This window comes from Streptomyces flaveolus, assembly GCF_044765825.1.
In the GTDB taxonomy this organism is placed as follows: Bacteria; Actinomycetota; Actinomycetes; order Streptomycetales; family Streptomycetaceae; genus Streptomyces; species Streptomyces flaveolus.
Window position 1 is genome coordinate 639,975 of record NZ_JBIWKU010000001.1, and the last position, 16,971, is coordinate 656,945.

12 protein-coding genes are annotated in these 16,971 nt (G+C 72.8%); 3 read left to right on the forward strand and 9 right to left on the reverse strand.

Going from position 1 to position 16,971, the window contains the following annotated elements:
* Nucleotides 1–12: 12 nt before the first annotated feature.
* Nucleotides 13–1,881, reverse strand: coding sequence for a translation elongation factor 4 (gene lepA, locus ACIRG6_RS02900; RefSeq protein ID WP_239768109.1), 1,869 nt, complete (start codon nucleotides 1,879–1,881; stop codon nucleotides 13–15).
* Nucleotides 1,882–2,131: 250 nt separating this feature from the next.
* Here lepA and rpsT point away from each other — a divergent pair, with 250 nt between their 5' ends.
* Nucleotides 2,132–2,398 carry a 30S ribosomal protein S20 gene (gene rpsT, locus ACIRG6_RS02905; protein WP_239768107.1) on the forward strand — a complete coding sequence of 89 codons (267 nt, stop codon included), beginning with the start codon at nucleotides 2,132–2,134 and terminating at the stop codon, nucleotides 2,396–2,398.
* Nucleotides 2,399–2,653: 255 nt separating this feature from the next.
* On the opposite strand, the gene holA is transcribed toward rpsT, so the two are convergent.
* From holA to leuS, 8 genes are all read right to left on the reverse strand, one after another.
* Nucleotides 2,654–3,643: a DNA polymerase III subunit delta gene (gene holA, locus ACIRG6_RS02910; RefSeq protein ID WP_189227858.1), complete on the reverse strand. Its 990-nt coding sequence runs from the start codon at nucleotides 3,641–3,643 to the stop codon at nucleotides 2,654–2,656.
* Between the two features lie 257 nt (nucleotides 3,644–3,900).
* Nucleotides 3,901–4,146, reverse strand: a complete 246-nt coding sequence (locus ACIRG6_RS02915; protein ID WP_189227857.1) for a hypothetical protein — start codon at nucleotides 4,144–4,146, stop codon at nucleotides 3,901–3,903.
* Between the two features lie 59 nt (nucleotides 4,147–4,205).
* Nucleotides 4,206–5,033: an arylamine N-acetyltransferase family protein gene (locus tag ACIRG6_RS02920; RefSeq protein WP_364679574.1), complete on the reverse strand. Its 828-nt coding sequence runs from the start codon at nucleotides 5,031–5,033 to the stop codon at nucleotides 4,206–4,208.
* A gap of 4 nt (nucleotides 5,034–5,037) precedes the next feature.
* Nucleotides 5,038–7,689, reverse strand: coding sequence for a ComEC/Rec2 family competence protein (locus ACIRG6_RS02925; protein ID WP_403320398.1), 2,652 nt, complete (start codon nucleotides 7,687–7,689; stop codon nucleotides 5,038–5,040).
* Entirely contained in the window at nucleotides 7,686–8,738 is a 1,053-nt protein-coding gene (locus ACIRG6_RS02930; RefSeq protein ID WP_364819270.1) for a ComEA family DNA-binding protein, read from the reverse strand. The genes ACIRG6_RS02925 and ACIRG6_RS02930 overlap by 4 nt, the downstream gene beginning before the upstream one ends.
* 122 nt (nucleotides 8,739–8,860) lie before the next feature.
* The gene (locus ACIRG6_RS02935) at nucleotides 8,861–9,706 is read right to left on the reverse strand and encodes a DegV family protein (protein WP_403320400.1); all 846 of its coding nucleotides are present in this window, start codon (nucleotides 9,704–9,706) and stop codon (nucleotides 8,861–8,863) included.
* Between the two features lie 92 nt (nucleotides 9,707–9,798).
* Complete coding sequence (locus tag ACIRG6_RS02940) at nucleotides 9,799–10,533, reverse strand: hypothetical protein (protein ID WP_318218526.1); 735 nt, start codon at nucleotides 10,531–10,533, stop codon at nucleotides 9,799–9,801.
* A gap of 150 nt (nucleotides 10,534–10,683) precedes the next feature.
* A complete protein-coding gene (gene leuS / locus ACIRG6_RS02945; protein ID WP_364819273.1) occupies nucleotides 10,684–13,563 on the reverse strand; it encodes a leucine--tRNA ligase in 2,880 nt (959 codons plus the stop codon).
* A gap of 518 nt (nucleotides 13,564–14,081) precedes the next feature.
* Here leuS and ACIRG6_RS02950 point away from each other — a divergent pair.
* Both ACIRG6_RS02950 and ACIRG6_RS02955 read left to right on the forward strand, forming a co-directional pair.
* Complete coding sequence (locus tag ACIRG6_RS02950; RefSeq protein WP_364679590.1) at nucleotides 14,082–15,323, forward strand: cytochrome b/b6 domain-containing protein; 1,242 nt, start codon at nucleotides 14,082–14,084, stop codon at nucleotides 15,321–15,323.
* Nucleotides 15,320–16,930, forward strand: coding sequence for an NADH-quinone oxidoreductase subunit NuoF family protein (locus tag ACIRG6_RS02955; RefSeq protein WP_189227849.1), 1,611 nt, complete (start codon nucleotides 15,320–15,322; stop codon nucleotides 16,928–16,930). Before ACIRG6_RS02950 ends, ACIRG6_RS02955 begins: the two co-directional genes overlap by 4 nt.
* Nucleotides 16,931–16,971: the final 41 nt, after the last annotated feature.

Below are 16,971 nucleotides of genomic sequence, written 5' to 3' on the forward strand. Positions count from 1 at the left end.
GAAGGGCCGCGGTTACTTCTTGGCCTTGCCCGATCCCGCGCTGTCATCGCTGGAGAGGACGGCGATGAAGGCTTCCTGCGGAACCTCCACGGAACCCACCATCTTCATCCGCTTCTTGCCTTCCTTCTGCTTCTCCAGCAGCTTCCGCTTACGGGAGATGTCACCGCCGTAGCACTTGGCGAGGACGTCCTTGCGGATGGCGCGGATGGTCTCGCGGGCGATCACCCGGGAGCCGATGGCGGCCTGGATGGGCACCTCGAAGGCCTGGCGCGGGATCAGCTCGCGCAGCTTGGCGACGAGCCGCACGCCGTACGCGTAGGCCGCGTCCTTGTGGGTGATCGCCGAGAAGGCGTCCACCTTGTCGCCGTGCAGCAGGATGTCGACCTTGACCAGGCTGGAGGTCTGCTCGCCGGTGGGCTCGTAGTCGAGGGAGGCGTATCCGCGCGTCTTCGACTTCAGCTGGTCGAAGAAGTCGAAGACGATCTCCGCGAGCGGGAGGGTGTAGCGGATCTCGACGCGGTCCTCGGAGAGGTAGTCCATGCCGAGCAGGGTGCCGCGCCGGGTCTGGCACAGCTCCATGATCGAGCCGATGAACTCGGTCGGCGCGAGGATCGTGGCCCGCACGACCGGCTCGTACACCTCGTTGATCTTGCCCTCGGGGAACTCGCTCGGGTTGGTGACGGTGTACTCGGTGCCGTCCTCCATGACCACGCGGTAGACCACGTTGGGTGCGGTGGCGATGAGGTCGAGCCCGAACTCGCGCTCCAGCCGCTCGCGGATCACGTCGAGGTGCAGCAGGCCGAGGAAGCCGACGCGGAAGCCGAAGCCGAGGGCGGCGGAGGTCTCCGGCTCGTAGACCAGGGCGGCGTCGTTGAGCTGGAGCTTGTCGAGGGCCTCGCGCAGCTCGGGGTAGTCGGAGCCGTCCAGCGGATACAGACCGGAGAAGACCATGGGCCTCGGGTCCTTGTAGCCGCCGAGCGCCTCCTCGGCGCCCTTGTGCTGGCTGGTGACGGTGTCGCCGACCTTGGACTGGCGGACGTCCTTCACACCGGTGATCAGGTAGCCCACCTCGCCGACGCCGAGTCCGTCGGCGGACAGCATCTCCGGCGAGTTGGTGCCGATCTCCAGCAGCTCGTGGGTGGCGCCCGTCGACATCATCCGGATGCGCTCGCGCTTGTTGAGCTGGCCGTCGATGACACGGACGTACGTCACGACACCGCGGTAGGAGTCGTAGACCGAGTCGAAGATCATCGCGCGGGCGGGGGCGTCCTTGACGCCGACCGGGGCGGGGATCTCGGCGACGACCTTGTCCAGCAGCGCGTCGACGCCGAGGCCGGTCTTGGCGGAGACCTTGAGCACGTCGTCGGGGTCGCAGCCGACCAGGTTGGCGAGTTCCTCGGCGAACTTCTCGGGCTGCGCGGCCGGCAGGTCGATCTTGTTCAGCACGGGGATGATCGTGAGGTCGTTCTCCATCGCCAGGTAGAGGTTGGCGAGGGTCTGGGCCTCGATGCCCTGGGCGGCGTCGACGAGGAGGATCGTGCCCTCGCACGCGGCGAGCGACCGCGAGACCTCGTAGGTGAAGTCGACGTGCCCGGGGGTGTCGATCATGTTGAGGATGTGCGTGTCGCTCTTGTCGTGGGTCGGGGCCCACGGCAACCGCACCGCCTGGGACTTGATCGTGATGCCGCGCTCGCGCTCGATGTCCATGCGGTCGAGGTACTGGGCGCGCATCTGCCGCTGCTCGACCACACCGGTCAGCTGGAGCATCCGGTCGGCGAGCGTGGACTTGCCGTGGTCGATGTGCGCGATGATGCAGAAATTGCGGATCAGCGCCGGGTCGGTACGGCTCGGCTCGGGCACATGGCTGGGGATCGCGGGCACGCAGGGTCCTGATTCTTGAGGCGTCCGCAGTGTCTGCGGTCTCGGGTCGGATCGTTACGTAGCCTCCATGGTCCCACGGGCGGGGACCGGGAGGGGTTTGGGAGGGGTTGGGGACGAGTTTGGGCCAGTCATCGGGCCGCTGGTAGTGTGGGGGGCTGTGTCTCATGCCCTCTCAGCGCGAGGCACTCCTCAAGAAATCATCGGCCCGGGACCCGTGCGGCCCCGTGCCTGAACCTGCAAAGGCTCATTCGTGGCGAACATCAAGTCCCAGATCAAGCGGAACAAGACCAACGAGAAGGCCCGGCTGCGCAACAAGGCCGTCAAGTCCTCTCTGAAGACCGCGATCCGCAAGGCTCGTGAGGCCGCTGCCGCGGGCGACGTCGAGAAGGCCGCCGAGTACCAGCGCGTTGCGTCGCGCCAGCTCGACAAGGCCGTCTCCAAGGGCGTCATCCACAAGAACCAGGCCGCCAACAAGAAGTCGGCGCTGGCGCAGAAGGTCGGCGCCCTCAAGGGCTGAACCTCTTATCTGGTCTGATCGCCGGAAGGACCCAGAGCGGGCCCTCTCTCATCCGCTCCCGTCCGGCACCCCGGACCCATGCGCGGCCTGCGTTCGCCACGCGGGCATGGGTCCTCGAGCTTGATCCGAAGGCCCCGGTGCCCGTCCTCCCCAGGACGGACACCGGGGCCTTCGGTGTGAGCGGCCGCCGTCTGACCGGCTGCCGGTGGGGCCTTCGGTGCGGGCGGCCGCCGTCCGACCGGCTGCCGGTGGGGGCTACGCCCGTCCCCGTGAACGCGCCGCCCGGGCGATGGTCACCACGGCCTTCTCCAGCGCGTACTCCGGGTCGTCGCTGCCGCCCTTGACGCCGGCGTCCGCCTCGGCCACCGCGCGCAGGGCCACGGACACGCCGTCCGGTGTCCAGCCGCGCATCTGCTGCCGGACGCGGTCGATCTTCCACGGCGGCATCCCCAGCTCACGGGCGAGGTCGGCGGGGCGTCCGCCGCGCGCGGACGACAGCTTGCCGATGGCCCGCACGCCCTGGGCGAGCGCGCTGGTGATCAGCACCGGCGCCACTCCGGTCGCCAGCGACCAACGCAACGCCTCCAGTGCCTCCGCCGCCCGTCCCTCGACCGCCCGGTCGGCGACCGTGAAGCTGGAGGCCTCGGCGCGTCCGGTGTAGTACCGCCCGACGACCGCCTCGTCGATCGTCCCCTCGACGTCCGCGGCCAGCTGGGACACCGCCGACGCCAGCTCCCGCAGGTCGCTGCCGATGGCGTCGACCAGCGCCTGGCACGCCTCCGGGGTGGCCGACCGCCCGGCGGTGCGGAACTCCCCCCGCACGAACGCCAGCCGGTCCGCGGGCTTGGTCATCTTCGGGCACGCCACCTCGCGCGCCCCCGCCTTGCGCGCGGCGTCCAGCAGGCCCTTGCCCTTGGCGCCGCCCGCGTGCAGCAGGACGAGGGTGATCTCCTCGGCGGGTGCTCCGAGGTAGCCCTTGACGTCCTTGACCGTGTCGGCGGACAGGTCCTGCGCGTTGCGTACGACCACGACCTTGCGCTCGGCGAAGAGCGAGGGGCTCGTGAGCTCGGCGAGCGTGCCGGGCTGCAGCTGGTCGGGGGTCAGGTCGCGGACGTCCGTGTCGGCGTCGGCGGCCTTCGCCGCGGCCACCACCTCCTGCACGGCACGGTCGAGCAGGAGGTCCTCCTGGCCCACGGCAAGGGTCACCGGGGCGAGAGGGTCGTCATTCGCAGTCTTCCTGGCCATCGCGACAAGCATCGCACGCACCACCGACAACCAGCCCCGCCCGGCGACGCCCCGCGGTCCCGGCGGCTGCTAGGGGGTGGCGTTCGGATCGGGCCGACTCCAGGCAACGGTGCCTCGCAGGCCGACCCGAGCGGGGTCCGGTGCGTGCAGCCGCAAGGCGGAGGAGGGCGCCGGGGCGGAGACCTGACAACCGACGACAACGCCGCGGATGCACGTGCCAGACCCCGCGCCCCCGGCACGATCCGAACCGACACCCCCTAGGGCTCCTCGCGCCAGCCGTCCCATTCGCGCGCGAACTCGTCGAGCGCGCCGGGGTCCAGCCGTTCGCCCTCGTCCCGCAGGACGACCAGCCACTGGGCGTCCTCGGCGTCGTCCTCGCCGGCCAGGGCGTCCCGGACGAGCTGCGGCTCCTCGGCGAGCCCGAACCTCTCCCCGAGCTCCTGGGCCGCCTCTTCCGCGGCGTCACGGTCGGGCAGCACCAGGACATGTCTCACGTCACTCACACGCCCCATTGTCGGCCACCGCGCGGACGGCGGACCGCCAGGTGGGGTACCGCCGGCCCTCACCGGCCGGGCAGAGCCGGTACCCGGTCGAGAGGGATGCCGAAGAGGTCCCGGTACGCCGCCAGCACCTCCTCGTCCGTCGCCAGTTCGCGTGCCTCCCGTCCCCCGTCGGCGGCCGTCGTCGTGAGCCTGCGCCCGCTGAGCGTGATCCGTCCTCCGTCCTCCGTGAGCCGTGAGCACACCGGCGACTGCAGGAAGTGCGACCGGGGCGAGGTGCTGTGCCACCACGCGCCGGACACGAAGTCGCCGAGTACCCTGGGGCGCGGCTCCACCCGGTACACGGGCTTCCCGTCGCGCAGCACGTCCAGGTCGGTCCCCCGGCCCGAGTCGTCTCCGCCGCGTACCCCGGCCGCGTCCGGGCCCGCCTCGACGATCCGGAACGTCCCCCCGGGATCCTTCTGCTCACCCCGCTCCGCGAACTCCAGCGGGACGTGGCTGTGCGCCCCGAACCCGACGTCCGCCAGCCAACCGTCCCCGTCCACCGTCCGTACCAGCAGCGCCAGATGGTCGTACGGAATCCCGAGCGCGCCTCCGTCCCCGTACACCCGGGCCGCGAGCAGCGTGACCTCGTACCCGAGCGCGCTCAGCAACGCGCCGAAGAGACCGTTGAGTTCGTAGCAGAACCCGCCGCGGCGGGTGCCCACGACCTTGTCCAGCAACGGCTCCTGCTCCAGCACGATCTCCTCGCCCAGGTGGACGGACAGGTTCTCGAAAGGCACCGTCCGCAGATGGCGCAGGTGCAGCTCACGCAGGGCGTCGGCGGTGGGCGATGCCGGGTACCCGGCTCCCAGCCGGCTGAGGTAGGCGTCTATCTGTGCTCTTTCCATGCCCTCAGTCTCCCGCCACCCGCAGCGCCTCACCCGTGCCGGTGACCGCCAGCGCCCCGTCCCGGTCCGTGCGCAGGACCATCGCGCCCCGGGCCCGCAGTGCCGCGACCGTGGCGGGCGCCGGGTGCCCGTACGTGTTGTCCTCCCCGCAGCTGATCAGCGCCAGGCGCGGCGCCACCCGCCGTATCAGGCCGGGGTCCTGGTGGGCGGAGCCGTGGTGGGCCACCTTGAGCACGTCGACCCCTCCCAGCTCCGCTGCCACCGGCGACCTCGCCAGCTCCTGCTGAGCCGGGGGTTCGAGGTCCCCGAGCAGCAGCAGGCGCAGCCCGGCCGTCCGCACCAGCAGGGTGACGCTGGCGTCGTTGGGGCCCTCCGTGCTCGCCGGTGGGTCCGGTGCCGGGGCCGCCGGTGCGCCCGGCACCGTGCCCTGACCTGGCGTCGGCGGTGGCCAGACCACCTCCCAGGACAGCGGACCGGTCCGTCGCTGTTCCCCGGCGACGGCATGGCGCACGGGGATCCGTCGTGCCGCCGCCTGTCCGCGGACGAACTCGGCCTGGTCCGCGGGCTCTTCCAGCCCGGTCGTCTCGATCGCGCCCACCGGGCGGCCCCGCAGCACCCCGGGCAGTCCCGCCACGTGGTCGGCGTGGAAGTGGGTCAGTACGACCAGCGGGACTCTGGTGATGCCGAGCGAGCGCAGACAGCGGTCCACGAGCGCCGGATCGGGTCCGGCGTCCACGACCACTCCCGCGCCCGGGCCGGCCGCGAGCACCAGGGCGTCCCCCTGTCCCACGTCGCACATCACCATCCGCCAGCCCGGCGGCGGCCACCCCGTGATCACCCGCGGCAGCGGCCCCGGTTGCACCACCACCAGCACGAGCAGCAGTGCGCAGACACCGCACCACCACGGGTGTCCCAGCAGCCGCCGGCCGACGAGCAGCACGCCCACCGTGGTGAGGGCGAGCAGCGCAGCCCCCGTCCAGCTGCCCGGCCAGTCCACTCCCGCGCCGGGCAGCGCGGCCCCGGTGCGGGCGATCCCGGCGATCCACTCGGCCGGCCAACCCGCGCACCAGGCGCACGCCTTGGCCACCGGCATCGACAGCGGCGACGTCGCCAGGGCCGCGAAGCCCAGCACCGTGGCCGGCGCCACCGCGAACTCCACGAGGAGGTTGCACGGCACCGCCACCAGGCTCACCCGCGCCGACAGCACGGCGACCACCGGTGCGCACAGCGCCTGCGCGGCCCCCGCGGCGGCCAGCGCCTCGGCGAGCCGGGGAGGAACCCGGCGCCGTCGCAGCGCCGCGCTCCACCGTGGCGCGAGCGTGAGCAGGGCGCCGGTGGCCAGCACGGAGAGCAGGAAGCCGTAGCTGCGGGCCAGCCACGGGTCGTACAGCACCAGCAGCAGGACAGCCGTCGCCAGGGCGGGGATCAGGGATCTGCTGCGCCCGGTCGCGAGGGCGAGCAGGGCGACGGCGCCGCAGGCGGCGGCCCGCAGCACGCTCGGGTCGGGCCGGCACACGACGACGAAGCCGAGTGCGAGCACCCCGCCGAGCAGCGCGGTCGCGCGCAGGGAGATGCCGAGGCGGGGCGCCAGGCCTCGGCGCTCGCTGTGCTGGGCGAGCCCCGGCGGTCCGAGCAGCAGGGCGAGCAGGATGGTGAAGTTGGCACCGGACACCGCCAGCGTGTGCGTCAGGTCGGTCTCCTTGAACGCCTCGTCCAGGTCCGGGGTGATCCGGGAGGTGTCCCCGACGACCAGGCCCGGCAGCAGCGCCCGCGCGTCCGCGGACAGCCCGTCGGTGGCCTCCCGCAGTCCGGCGCGCAGCCGCCCGGCCAACCGCTGCGGCCCGGACGGCCCGGCCACCACGTCCGGCGCCTCCCGGCCGCGCACCCGCAGTACGGCGGCGACCCGGTCGCCGCTTCCCCTCGCAGGCGCCGTCCGCGCGACGACGCGCAACCGCGTGCTCGGCAGCAGGGCGAGCCAGGGCCCGGCACCCGGCCCGCCGCCGGAGACGCGGGGACCCCCGGCCGCGGGCCCCGGGGCAGGCGCCCGGCCCGGTGCCTCGGTGCCGGTGCCCCCTCCCGCTCCGGTTCCGGCACCGGCGTCGACGATCACCAGCACCGGCGCACGTGTCGCCACCGTCCTGCCGTCCGCCTGCGCCACCCGGCGTGCGTCGGCCTCGATCACCACGGCCGGGGGCGTCGCACGGTCCCCGCGGACGCGGGCCCGGGTGAGCCGGGGGTCCGCGGTGATCTCCACCTCGGCGGTCACGGTGGCGTACTGCCGAGCCAGCGCGGGCACGGGGCCCCGGCGCAGGTCCGCTCCGTGCAGCGCCGCCGAGGCGGCGGACGCGGCCACGCAGAGCAGCACGGCGGCGACCGGCACGGGGGCCCACCCACGTGCGGCGCGCCGTCGTGTCCCCAGCAGCAGCGCGCCGGCCGTCACCACGCAGCCGAGCACCACGCCGAGGGACCACTCCGGCGCCGCGTCCAGCACCAGAGCCGCCGTTGCCCAGGCCGCCAGCGCGGGCGGCACGAGCCGCAGGTCGGTGGGTCCTTCCTGCCGGGGACGGGCGGCACCGAGCCGATGCCCGGAGGCGGCGTGCACGGCAGCGCGGGCGTCGGCGCCCGCCCCCGTCGTCGTGCTCGTGGACGTGCTCATGGCCGGACGAGGTCGCGCAGATCGGCGAAGCGGCGCTCGCCGATGCCGTTGACCTCGCGCAACTCGTCCACCGACCGGAAGCCGCCGTGTTGCGTGCGGTAGTCGACGATGTGCTGGGCCAGGACCGGGCCGACGCCCGGCAGTGTCTCGAGTTGGTCCACGGTCGCCGTGTTGAGGGAGACCGGGGCCGTCGGGCCCGCGCCCGCCACCGTGCCGGCCGCACCGCCCGGGGCCGTACCGCCCGCGCCTGTTCCGGCGCCGGGAGGCACGGGCGCGCCGACGATCACTTGTTCGCCGTCCACCAGGAAGCGGGCCCGGTTCAGCCCGTCGGTCTTCGTGCCGGGGCGCACTCCCCCGGCGGCTCGCAGGGCGTCCTCGACGCGTGCACCGGCCGGCAGGCGGTGGATCCCGGGCTCGCGGACCTTGCCGCCGACGTCCACGACGATCTCGGCCCCGGCCGAGGCCGTCGCAGTGGGCCGGGGCGCACCGGCTGCCGTGCCTCCGTCGGCCGGCGCCCCGCCCCCGCCTTCCGTGCCGTGAGCCGCGGCTGCTCGCACCACCTCGGGTGCCGCCACCGTCTCGGTACGGCCGGTCCAGAAGTGCTGCACGGCGAAGGCCGCGGCGACGACGAGCAGCACCGCGAGCGCGGCCACGCTGCGCCGCTCCATCCCGCACCGGTTCTGCACCCACACCGGCATCCGCTCCCGCAGCGCGGGCCCGACCCGCTCCCGCCAGGCCGGCGCGACGGGGTCGACCGCATCGCCACACCCTGCCGGCGCCGCGACCGCGACGGCCCCGACGACGTCGGTCCCACCGGGCGGCCCCGTCCCCGACTCTCCCCGCCCCCCGGCGGGTTCGGCACGTTCGGCGCGTTCGCCGAAGAGTGTCTCCGCCCTCCGGCGGAGCTCCTCCGCCGGCGCGTGACGGTGCCGTGCCCGTCCGCGAGCGTGCGGGTGGCGCCGAGAGGAGCGGGTGCGGCCGTCGGACGCCGGTCCACGGCCCGGTCCGCTGCTCGCGGCTGCTGTGCGGATGCGTGATCGAAGAGCCATGCGCCGAGGATCGGGCACTTCTGCCGATCCGCGATGATCATGGTCAATTTCCGTGGACCGTCACCAGGTTGTGGATATCTCCCCCACCCTCACGGGTGACGGCAACGTGCTCTCCCCACCGCCTACCGCGGCGAGACCACGACCCCCAGCAACCCGGGCCCCGTGTGCGCCCCGATCACCGCGCCGACCTCGCTCACATGCAGGTCGGCCAGCCCCGGCACCCTCTCCCGCAGGCGGTCCGCCAGGGCCGACGCGCGGTCGGGGGCGGCGAGATGGTGGACGGCGATGTCGACCGGGGCGCTGCCCGCGCGGTCGGCGACGATCTCCTCCAGGCGGGCGATCGCCTTCGACGCCGTCCGCACCTTCTCCAGCGGTTCGATCCGGCCGCCGTCGAGCTGGAGCAGCGGTTTCACCGCGAGCGCGGAACCGAACAGCGCCTGTGCCGCCCCGATCCGTCCACCGCGCCGCAGATAGTCGAGGGTGTCGACGTAGAAGAAGGCGGACGTCCCCGCGGCCCGTTTCTCGGCCGCCGTGACCGCTTCGTCCACCGTGCCGCCCGTCTCCGCCGCCCCGGCCGCGGAGAGCGCGCAGAAGCCGAGGGCCATCGCGATCATGCCCGTGTCCACGACCCGCACGGGGACCGGCGCCTCGCGCGAGGCGACGACCGCGGCGTCGTAGGTGCCCGAGAGTTCGGCGGACAGGTGGAGGGAGACGATGCCGTCGGCACCCGATTCGGCGATCTTCCGGTAGGTCTCGGCGAAGAGTTCGGGGCTGGGGCGTGAGGTGGTGACCGGGCGCCGCTTCTGCAGGGCCTGGGCCAGCGAGCGGGTCGAGATCTCGGTGCCCTCCTCCAGGGCCCGGTCTCCCAGGACCACCGTCAGGGGTACCGCGGTGATGCCGTGCCGCTCCATCGTCCGGGCCGGGAGGTAGGCCGTTGAATCTGTGACGATCGCGACATGGCGGGACATGAGCTGGAGATTACCTGGCGTAGTGCCCGTCCGGCAGACCGGCCCCGACGACCGGGCGACACCGGGCGTGATCGGGCGGCGAAGGCCCCCGGTCAGGCCGTGTTCTCCGGGCGGGCCTTCTTCTGCCAGGGGTGCACGGGCCGCGGTCCGGGCGGGGTGATGGCGGGCCGCGCCGGCTCCTGGGCCTCGTCCTGCCGCGGCGGCTCGGGCCAACTCTGCCGGGCGGCCGGGGCGTCGGCGGCCGGAGCCTCGGGCCAGGACGGCGGCGCGGCGGCGGGCTCGGTCTCCGTCCAGTGCCGCAGGGCACCGGCCTCGACGTCGATCTGTGCGCTGAGCGAGTCCAGGTCGTCGTCCGCGAAGCGGCGGGCGCGGTCCCGGGCCGCCCAGCGCAGGGACTCCGCCGACCGGGTGATGCGCTCGGTGCGCTCGCGCAGCGCGGGGAGGCGCTCGGCGAGCGTGCCCCGGTCGGGGTCGGACTCCAGCCGCCTGAGCTCACCGTCCAGCTCGAACCCGTGCGCGCTGAGCCGCTCGAAGAGGGCGAGGGACTCCTTGAGGGACTCGTCCTCGGCCACGCCCGCGTGCAGCGCGTCCTGGGTGGCCCGCATCGATGTGCGCAGCGTGAGCCGCAGCTGCGCGAGCTCCGCCGCCGGGCCGGCCTGGACGAAAGACTTGGCCCGCAGCGTGTGGTCCTCGACCGTCCGGCGGGCCTGGGTGATGCCGCGGTCCACGCTGCGCTTGGCGGCGCCGACCGCCTTCACGGTGGCGTAGACGCCCAGCACGAGGGCGAGCACGAAGAGCAGGGCGAAGACTGCGATCACTGCTTCCACGAAGCTCCTCCTCGAACCGTCCGGCCCGCCCACCGGGCAGGCCGTGGCGCCCACCGCGCCGCTCTTCCACGGTAAACGCAGCGGGCAGGCCCAGGGTTCCGACAGAACCCCGAACCTGCCCGTAGGGGACTACCCCGAGCCGTCAGCCGGTCACGCGGGGACGATGTTCACCAGCTTCGGCGCCCGCACGATGACCTTGCGGATCCCGGCCCCGCCCAGCGCGTCCACGACCTTCTCGTCGGCCAGCGCCGCCTTCTCCAGCTCCTCGTCGGAGATGGACGGGGCGACCTCCAGCCGCGCCTTGACCTTGCCCTTGATCTGCACGACGCAGGTCACCGTCTCGTCCACGACGTACGCCGGGTCGGCGACCGGGAAGTCCCGGTGGACGACCGAGTCGGTGTGGCCCAGCCTGCGCCACAGCTCCTCGGCGATGTGCGGGGCCAGCGGCGCGACCATCAGCACCAGCGGCTCGGCGACCGAGCGCGCGATCGGGCCGCCCGACTTCGTCAGGTGGTTGTTCAGCTCGGTGACCTTGGCGATGGCGGTGTTGAACCGCATGCCCTCCAGGTCCTGGCGCACCCCGTCGATCGCCTTGTGCAGCGCGCGCAGCGTGTCCTCGTCGGGCTCGGTGTCGGCGACCGTCACCTCGCCGCTGTCCTCGTCGACGACGTTGCGCCACAGCCGCTGCAGCAGCCGGAACTGGCCCACCACCGCGCGCGTGTCCCACGGCCGGGAGACGTCCAGCGGGCCCATCGCCATCTCGTACAGGCGCAGCGTGTCGGCGCCGTACTCGGCGCAGATCTCGTCCGGGGTGACCGCGTTCTTCAGGGACTTGCCCATCTTGCCCAGCAGCCGGGAGACCTTCTCGCCCTGGTAGAACCAGGCGCCGTCGCGCTCCTCCACCTCGGCGGCCGGCACGGCGATGCCGCGGCTGTCGCGGTAGACGTAGGCCTGGATCATGCCCTGGTTGAACAGCTTGTGGAACGGCTCGGCCGACGAGACGTGCCCCAGGTCGAACAGGACCTTGGACCAGAAGCGCGCGTACAGCAGGTGCAGCACGGCGTGCTCGGCGCCGCCGACGTACAGGTCGACGCCGCCGTGCGGCAGGCCCTCGCGCGGGCCCATCCAGTACTGCTCGACCTCGGGGTCGACCAGCTGCTCGCTGTTGTGCGGGTCCAGGTAGCGCAGCTCGTACCAGCAGGAGCCGGCCCAGTTGGGCATGGTGTTGGTCTCGCGCCGGTACTTCTTCGGGCCGTCGCCCAGGTCCAGGGTGACGTTGACCCAGTCCTCGTTGCGCGACAGCGGCGTCTCGGGCCGGGTGTCGGCGTCGTCCGGGTCGAAGGTGCGCGGGGAGTAGTCCTCGACCTCGGGCAGCTCCAGCGGCAGCATCGACTCGGGCAGGGCGTGGGCGATGCCGTCCTCGTCGTAGACGATCGGGAAGGGCTCGCCCCAGTAGCGCTGGCGGCTGAACAGCCAGTCGCGCAGGCGGAAGTTGACGGTGCCCTCGCCGGTGCCGGTGCGCTCCAGCCACTCGGTGATGCGGGCCTTGGCGTCGACGACGCCCAGGCCGTCCAGGGAGATCTGGCCGTTCGAGGAGTTGATGATCTTCGCGTCGTACGAGGCGAAGGCGTCCTCCCACGTCGCGGTGTCGGTGCCGCGGCCGTCGGTCGGCTCGACGATGCAGCGGATCGGCAGCTCGAAGGCGCGGGCGAACTCGAAGTCGCGCTGGTCACCGGCCGGCACGGCCATGATCGCGCCGGTGCCGTAGCCCATCAGCACGTAGTCGGCGATGAAGACCGGGACCTGCTCGCCGTTGACCGGGTTGGTCGCGTAGGCGCCGATGAAGACGCCGGTCTTGTCCTTGGCCTCGGCCTGGCGCTCGACGTCCGACTTGGCGGCGGCCTGCGCGCGGTACGCGGCGACGGCCTCGGCGGGGGTCGCGTGACCGCCGGTCCACACCTGGTGGGTGCCCTCGGGCCAGGCGGCCGGGGTGAACTTCTCGACCAGCGGGTGCTCGGGCGCCAGCACCATGTAGGTCGCGCCGAACAGGGTGTCGGGACGGGTGGTGAAGACGGTGATGCGCTCGCCGTCGATGGGGAAGTCGACGCGGGCGCCCTCGGAGCGGCCGATCCAGTTGCGCTGCTGCAGCTTGATGGCCTCGGGCCAGTCCAGCTCGTCCAGGTCCTCCAGCAGCCGGTCCGCGTAGGCGGTGATGCGCATGTTCCACTGGCGCAGCTTGGACTTGAAGACGGGGAAGTTGCCGCGCTCGGAGCGGCCGTCGGCGGTGACCTCCTCGTTGGCCAGCACGGTGCCCAGGCCGGGGCACCAGTTGACGGGGGCGTCGGAGGCGTAGGCCAGGCGGTACTCGCCCAGGACGTCGGCGCGCTCGGCCTCGGTCAGCTCGTTCCAGGAGCGGCCCTGGGGCAGCGCGCGCTCACCGGAGGCGAACTGCGCGACCAGCTCGGCGATGGGGCGGGCCTTGTTCGCCTCCGTGTCGTACCAGGAGTTGAAGATCTGCAGGAAGATCCACTGGGTCCACTTGTAGTACTCGGGGTCGATCGTGGCGAACGACCGGCGCTTGTCGTGGCCCAGTCCCAGCCGGCGCAGCTGGGACTTCATGTTCTCCATGTTGGCCTCGGTCGACACCCGCGGGTGCGTGCCGGTCTGCACGGCGTACTGCTCGGCGGGCAGGCCGAAGGCGTCGAAGCCCAGGGTGTGCAGGACGTTGTGGCCGGTCATCCGCTGGAAGCGGGCGTAGACGTCGGTGGCGATGTAGCCCAGGGGGTGGCCGACGTGCAGACCCGCACCGGAGGGGTACGGGAACATGTCCATGATGAACTTCTTGGGCTTGGCGACCAGCTCCGGGTCGCCCGCCAGGTCACCCTTGGGGTTCGGCGCGGCGTACGTCCCCTCGGCGTCCCAGAAGTCCTGCCAGCGTGCCTCGATCTCGGCGGCCATGGCAGCCGTGTAGCGGTGCGGCGCGGCGTCCGCCGACACAGGGGCGGTCGCCGCGGGGTTCGTCTCGCTCATGATCCTCAAAGCTCCATCGATCGTCTCTGCCAGCGGCTGCGACATCCATGACCAGCGGCTGCGATTGCCGGGAAATGAAAAATCCCCTCGCACAGGAGGGGACGCCGCGCCGATTCCGGCCACCGGACTACGACCGGGGTCGGGACTGATCAGCGCGGCTCGCTAAGCAGAAGGCGTACGGCACGCATGGCGTCAGGGTACCGCAGTCGCCGATCGGGCCGCGACGCGCTTCCCGGCCCGCCTGAATCCCGCCGGGATCCGCGCGAAACCTGAACCAAGGTCAAAGGTTACTTCGCGTAACGACCACTAAGGGGCATCACAACGAGCGCATTGTCATTTGATAACAACGCAATAACTCAAACCACGTACTCGCGAGTATGGCGCGACCTAGAGTGCGGCTGCGGGACCGCCTTCCCGAACCGCTTCGGAGTTGCCCCCATGAACCCTCCCCTGCACGACCCCCGCAGTAACCGTCCGTCCCCCTCCCCCGCCGCCGTGACGCGCGGAGGTGTGCGGCGGTGACGAACGACAGCACGGCGGACGACACCTTCGCCCAGTTCCTGAACTTCGGCGCCGGCGTCCTCTCCCTCGTCTTCCTGAGCTGCTCGGTGATCTGGGGACTGGTCGCCCAGGACCGGATCGTCCTCGACGCGCGCCGGCGGATCCTGGCCCAGGCGGTGCACCGGAGCACCGCCGTCGCCTCGATCGTGTTCCTCGTGATCCACATCGTGGTCAAGCTGGTGCTGGACCACACCACATGGGTCGCCGCGGTGATCCCGTTCGGGCTCCTGGCGACGGAGGACGAGGAGTTCGGCGGCAGGGCCGTCCTGATCGGCCTCGGCACCCTGGCCAGCATGCTCATGATCTTCGTGGGCGTCACCGGCGCCCTGCGCAACCGCTTCGCCTCCCCCGCCCCGGTGGCCGCCCGCTGGCGGGCCATGCACATGCTGGCCTACCCGGCCTGGTGCGCCGCACTGCTGCACGGGCTCTACGCGGGTCGCGCGGCGAAGCCGGTCTTCATGGTCCTGTACGGCCTCTCCCTGCTCGGCGTCATGGCCGCCCTGGCGCTGCGCGCGGCCCCGCGCCCGGTCAAGCGCCGGGTCGCCGACAGGATCGCCGGGTTCCTCGGGACGGAGGGCCAGGCGGTCCGGGAGGAGCCGGCGGAACCCCGGACCCGGGCGGCGGCCGGCGCCGCACTGCCGGGCCGCGAGAGCCTCGGGGCCCCCTCACCGCGCAGGCCCTCCCCGTCCGCACCGCTGTACGAGCCCGCGGAACGCCTCGCTCCCCCGCCCCAGGAGCCGCCGAGCGGCTTCGCCGCGGCCTACCGTGCCGTCTCCGGCTCCTCCCGGGCGCGGCAGCGGCCGCTGACCGCCGACCGGACCGTGCCGGCCGAGCTGCCGCCGGACCTGCGGCCCACCGAGGCGATGCCCCTCGTCGACAGCGGCGGAAGCACTTCGGGCAGCTGGCCGGTCCCGTCGCCGCCCCCGGTCGGCGAGGCGCCCCCGTCGGCCTACGACCCGCTCCAGGACACCGGACACACCATCCCGGCCTACGACAATCCGGGCACGCCCGGCTACGCCGGAGGTGACGTGTACGACACCGGTGAGACAAACGGCCCCTACGGCACGTACTACCCGCACGACACGTACAACAGCGGTCCCGCCACTGAACCAACCCCCGGTGCGTCCCCCAGGTCCCGCGACTTCGACGCACCGGGTTCGGGCGAACCTTGGAACACGCCTTCCGGAGGCTCTTGGTGAACGAGGCCCTGCCCGACGTCCCCGAAGTCCGCGTGGTCGGTCTTCCCCAGCTCACGTCGGGCTTCGACCTTGTCGAAAGACTGGATCTGCCCATGCACCTCAAGGTGCACGGGCCGCTCGAACCCCTGGGCGGCGAACAGCTCGCCCAGCTCGCCGAACGCATCAACCTCAGGGGCCGCGGCGGCGCGGGCTTCCCCTTCCACAAGAAGCTGCGCTCGGTCGCCGAATCGGCGATCAAACGCGGCGTGAGGCCGGTCGTCGTCGTCAACGGCAGCGAGGACGAACCGGCCTGCCGCAAGGACACGGTGCTGATCAACCGTGCCCCGCACCTGATCCTGGACGGCGCGCTGCTGTGCGCCGAGGCCATGGGCGCCCGCACCCTCGTCATCGGGGTGACCCGGGAGTCCACCCAGCGCTCCATGGAGGCCGCCCTCGCCGAACGCGGCCTGAGCAACGGACGCCGCTCCGCCCTGCGCGCCCGCGTGCAGCGCAATCCGGTGCGGATGGTCACCGGCGCCGCGGCCTCACTGATCCGCTCCATCGACGGCGGCCCTGCGATCCCGCCCGGCCGCAAGGTCAGCGCGTCGAAGAGCGGCGTCGGCGGCGCACCGACCCTGCTGTCCAACGCCGAGACCTTCGCCCAGCTGGCGATCGCCGCCCGCATCGGCCCGGAGCGTTACGGCAACACCGGCCTGTACGACGAGCCGGGCACCGTCATGCTCACGGTCTCCGGCGCGGTGGCCCGCCCGATGGTGATCGAGGTGCCCACCGGCGTGCCGCTGCGCTACGTCCTCCAGCTGGCCGGCGCCCCGCCGGTCCCGCAGGGTGTGCTGACCGGCGGCTACCACGGCAAGTGGATCGACGCGGCGACCGTCGACGAGGCGATCGTCTCCCGCAACTCGCTCCAGCAGGTGGGCGGCTCGCTCGGCGCGGGCGCGATCCTGCCGATCGGTCAGGGCACCTGCCCGCTGGGCGAGTCGCTGCGGGTGGCGCAGTGGCTGGCCCAGGAGAGCGCGGGCCAGTGCGGCCCCTGCTACCTCGGCCTGCCGGCCGCGGCGCGCGGCATGGAGGACATCCTGAACGGCGGCGGACCGGCCGCCCTTGAGGCGCTCAAGCAGGTCGCCAGGAACGTCAAGCGGCGCGGCGCCTGCTCGCACCCGGACGGTTCGGCGATGTTCCTGGAGTCGACCGTCAAGGCGTTCACGGACGACCTCGCCGCCCATGTCCTGGGCAACGGCTGCGGGCGGCCCGTGGAGGGCGTCCTGCCGCTCTTCGAGGGCGGCACGTCCCCGACGGGCGTCCCGGGCGGCGGGGAGGAGAACGGCCCCAGCCGCCAGAAGATCTACGTCGACTGGACGCTGTGCCGGGGCCACGGCCTGTGCGCGGACATCCTGCCGGAGGTCTTCGAGCTGGGCGCCGACGGGTTCCCGACGGTGGCGCAGGCGGACGTGCCGCGTTTCGCGGAGGCCAAGGCGGTGCGCGCGGTGCGCCGTTGCCCGGCGCTCGCCCTGCGCATCGAGGAGGACACCCGCGGGCAGGCGCCGTCCTCGCGCGCCAATCTGCCGGTGCTCTCGCAGGGCCGGGGCCGCCGGGCGCTCGGACGCTGAGCGGGAGCCGCACACGAACAAACCCCCCGGATCGTGATCCG

Excerpts from the sequence above, each read along its gene's own strand:
- leuS (WP_364819273.1), bottom strand. The coding sequence starts at position 13,563 with ATGAGCGAGACGAACCCCGCGGCGACCGCCCCTGTGTCGGCGGACGCC.
- ACIRG6_RS02920 (WP_364679574.1), bottom strand. The coding sequence starts at position 5,033 with ATGGAAAGAGCACAGATAGACGCCTACCTCAGCCGGCTGGGAGCCGGG.
- ACIRG6_RS02930 (WP_364819270.1), bottom strand. The coding sequence starts at position 8,738 with ATGGCTCTTCGATCACGCATCCGCACAGCAGCCGCGAGCAGCGGACCG.
- holA (WP_189227858.1), bottom strand. The coding sequence starts at position 3,643 with ATGGCCAGGAAGACTGCGAATGACGACCCTCTCGCCCCGGTGACCCTT.
- ACIRG6_RS02935 (WP_403320400.1), bottom strand. The coding sequence starts at position 9,706 with ATGTCCCGCCATGTCGCGATCGTCACAGATTCAACGGCCTACCTCCCG.
- ACIRG6_RS02925 (WP_403320398.1), bottom strand. The coding sequence starts at position 7,689 with ATGAGCACGTCCACGAGCACGACGACGGGGGCGGGCGCCGACGCCCGC.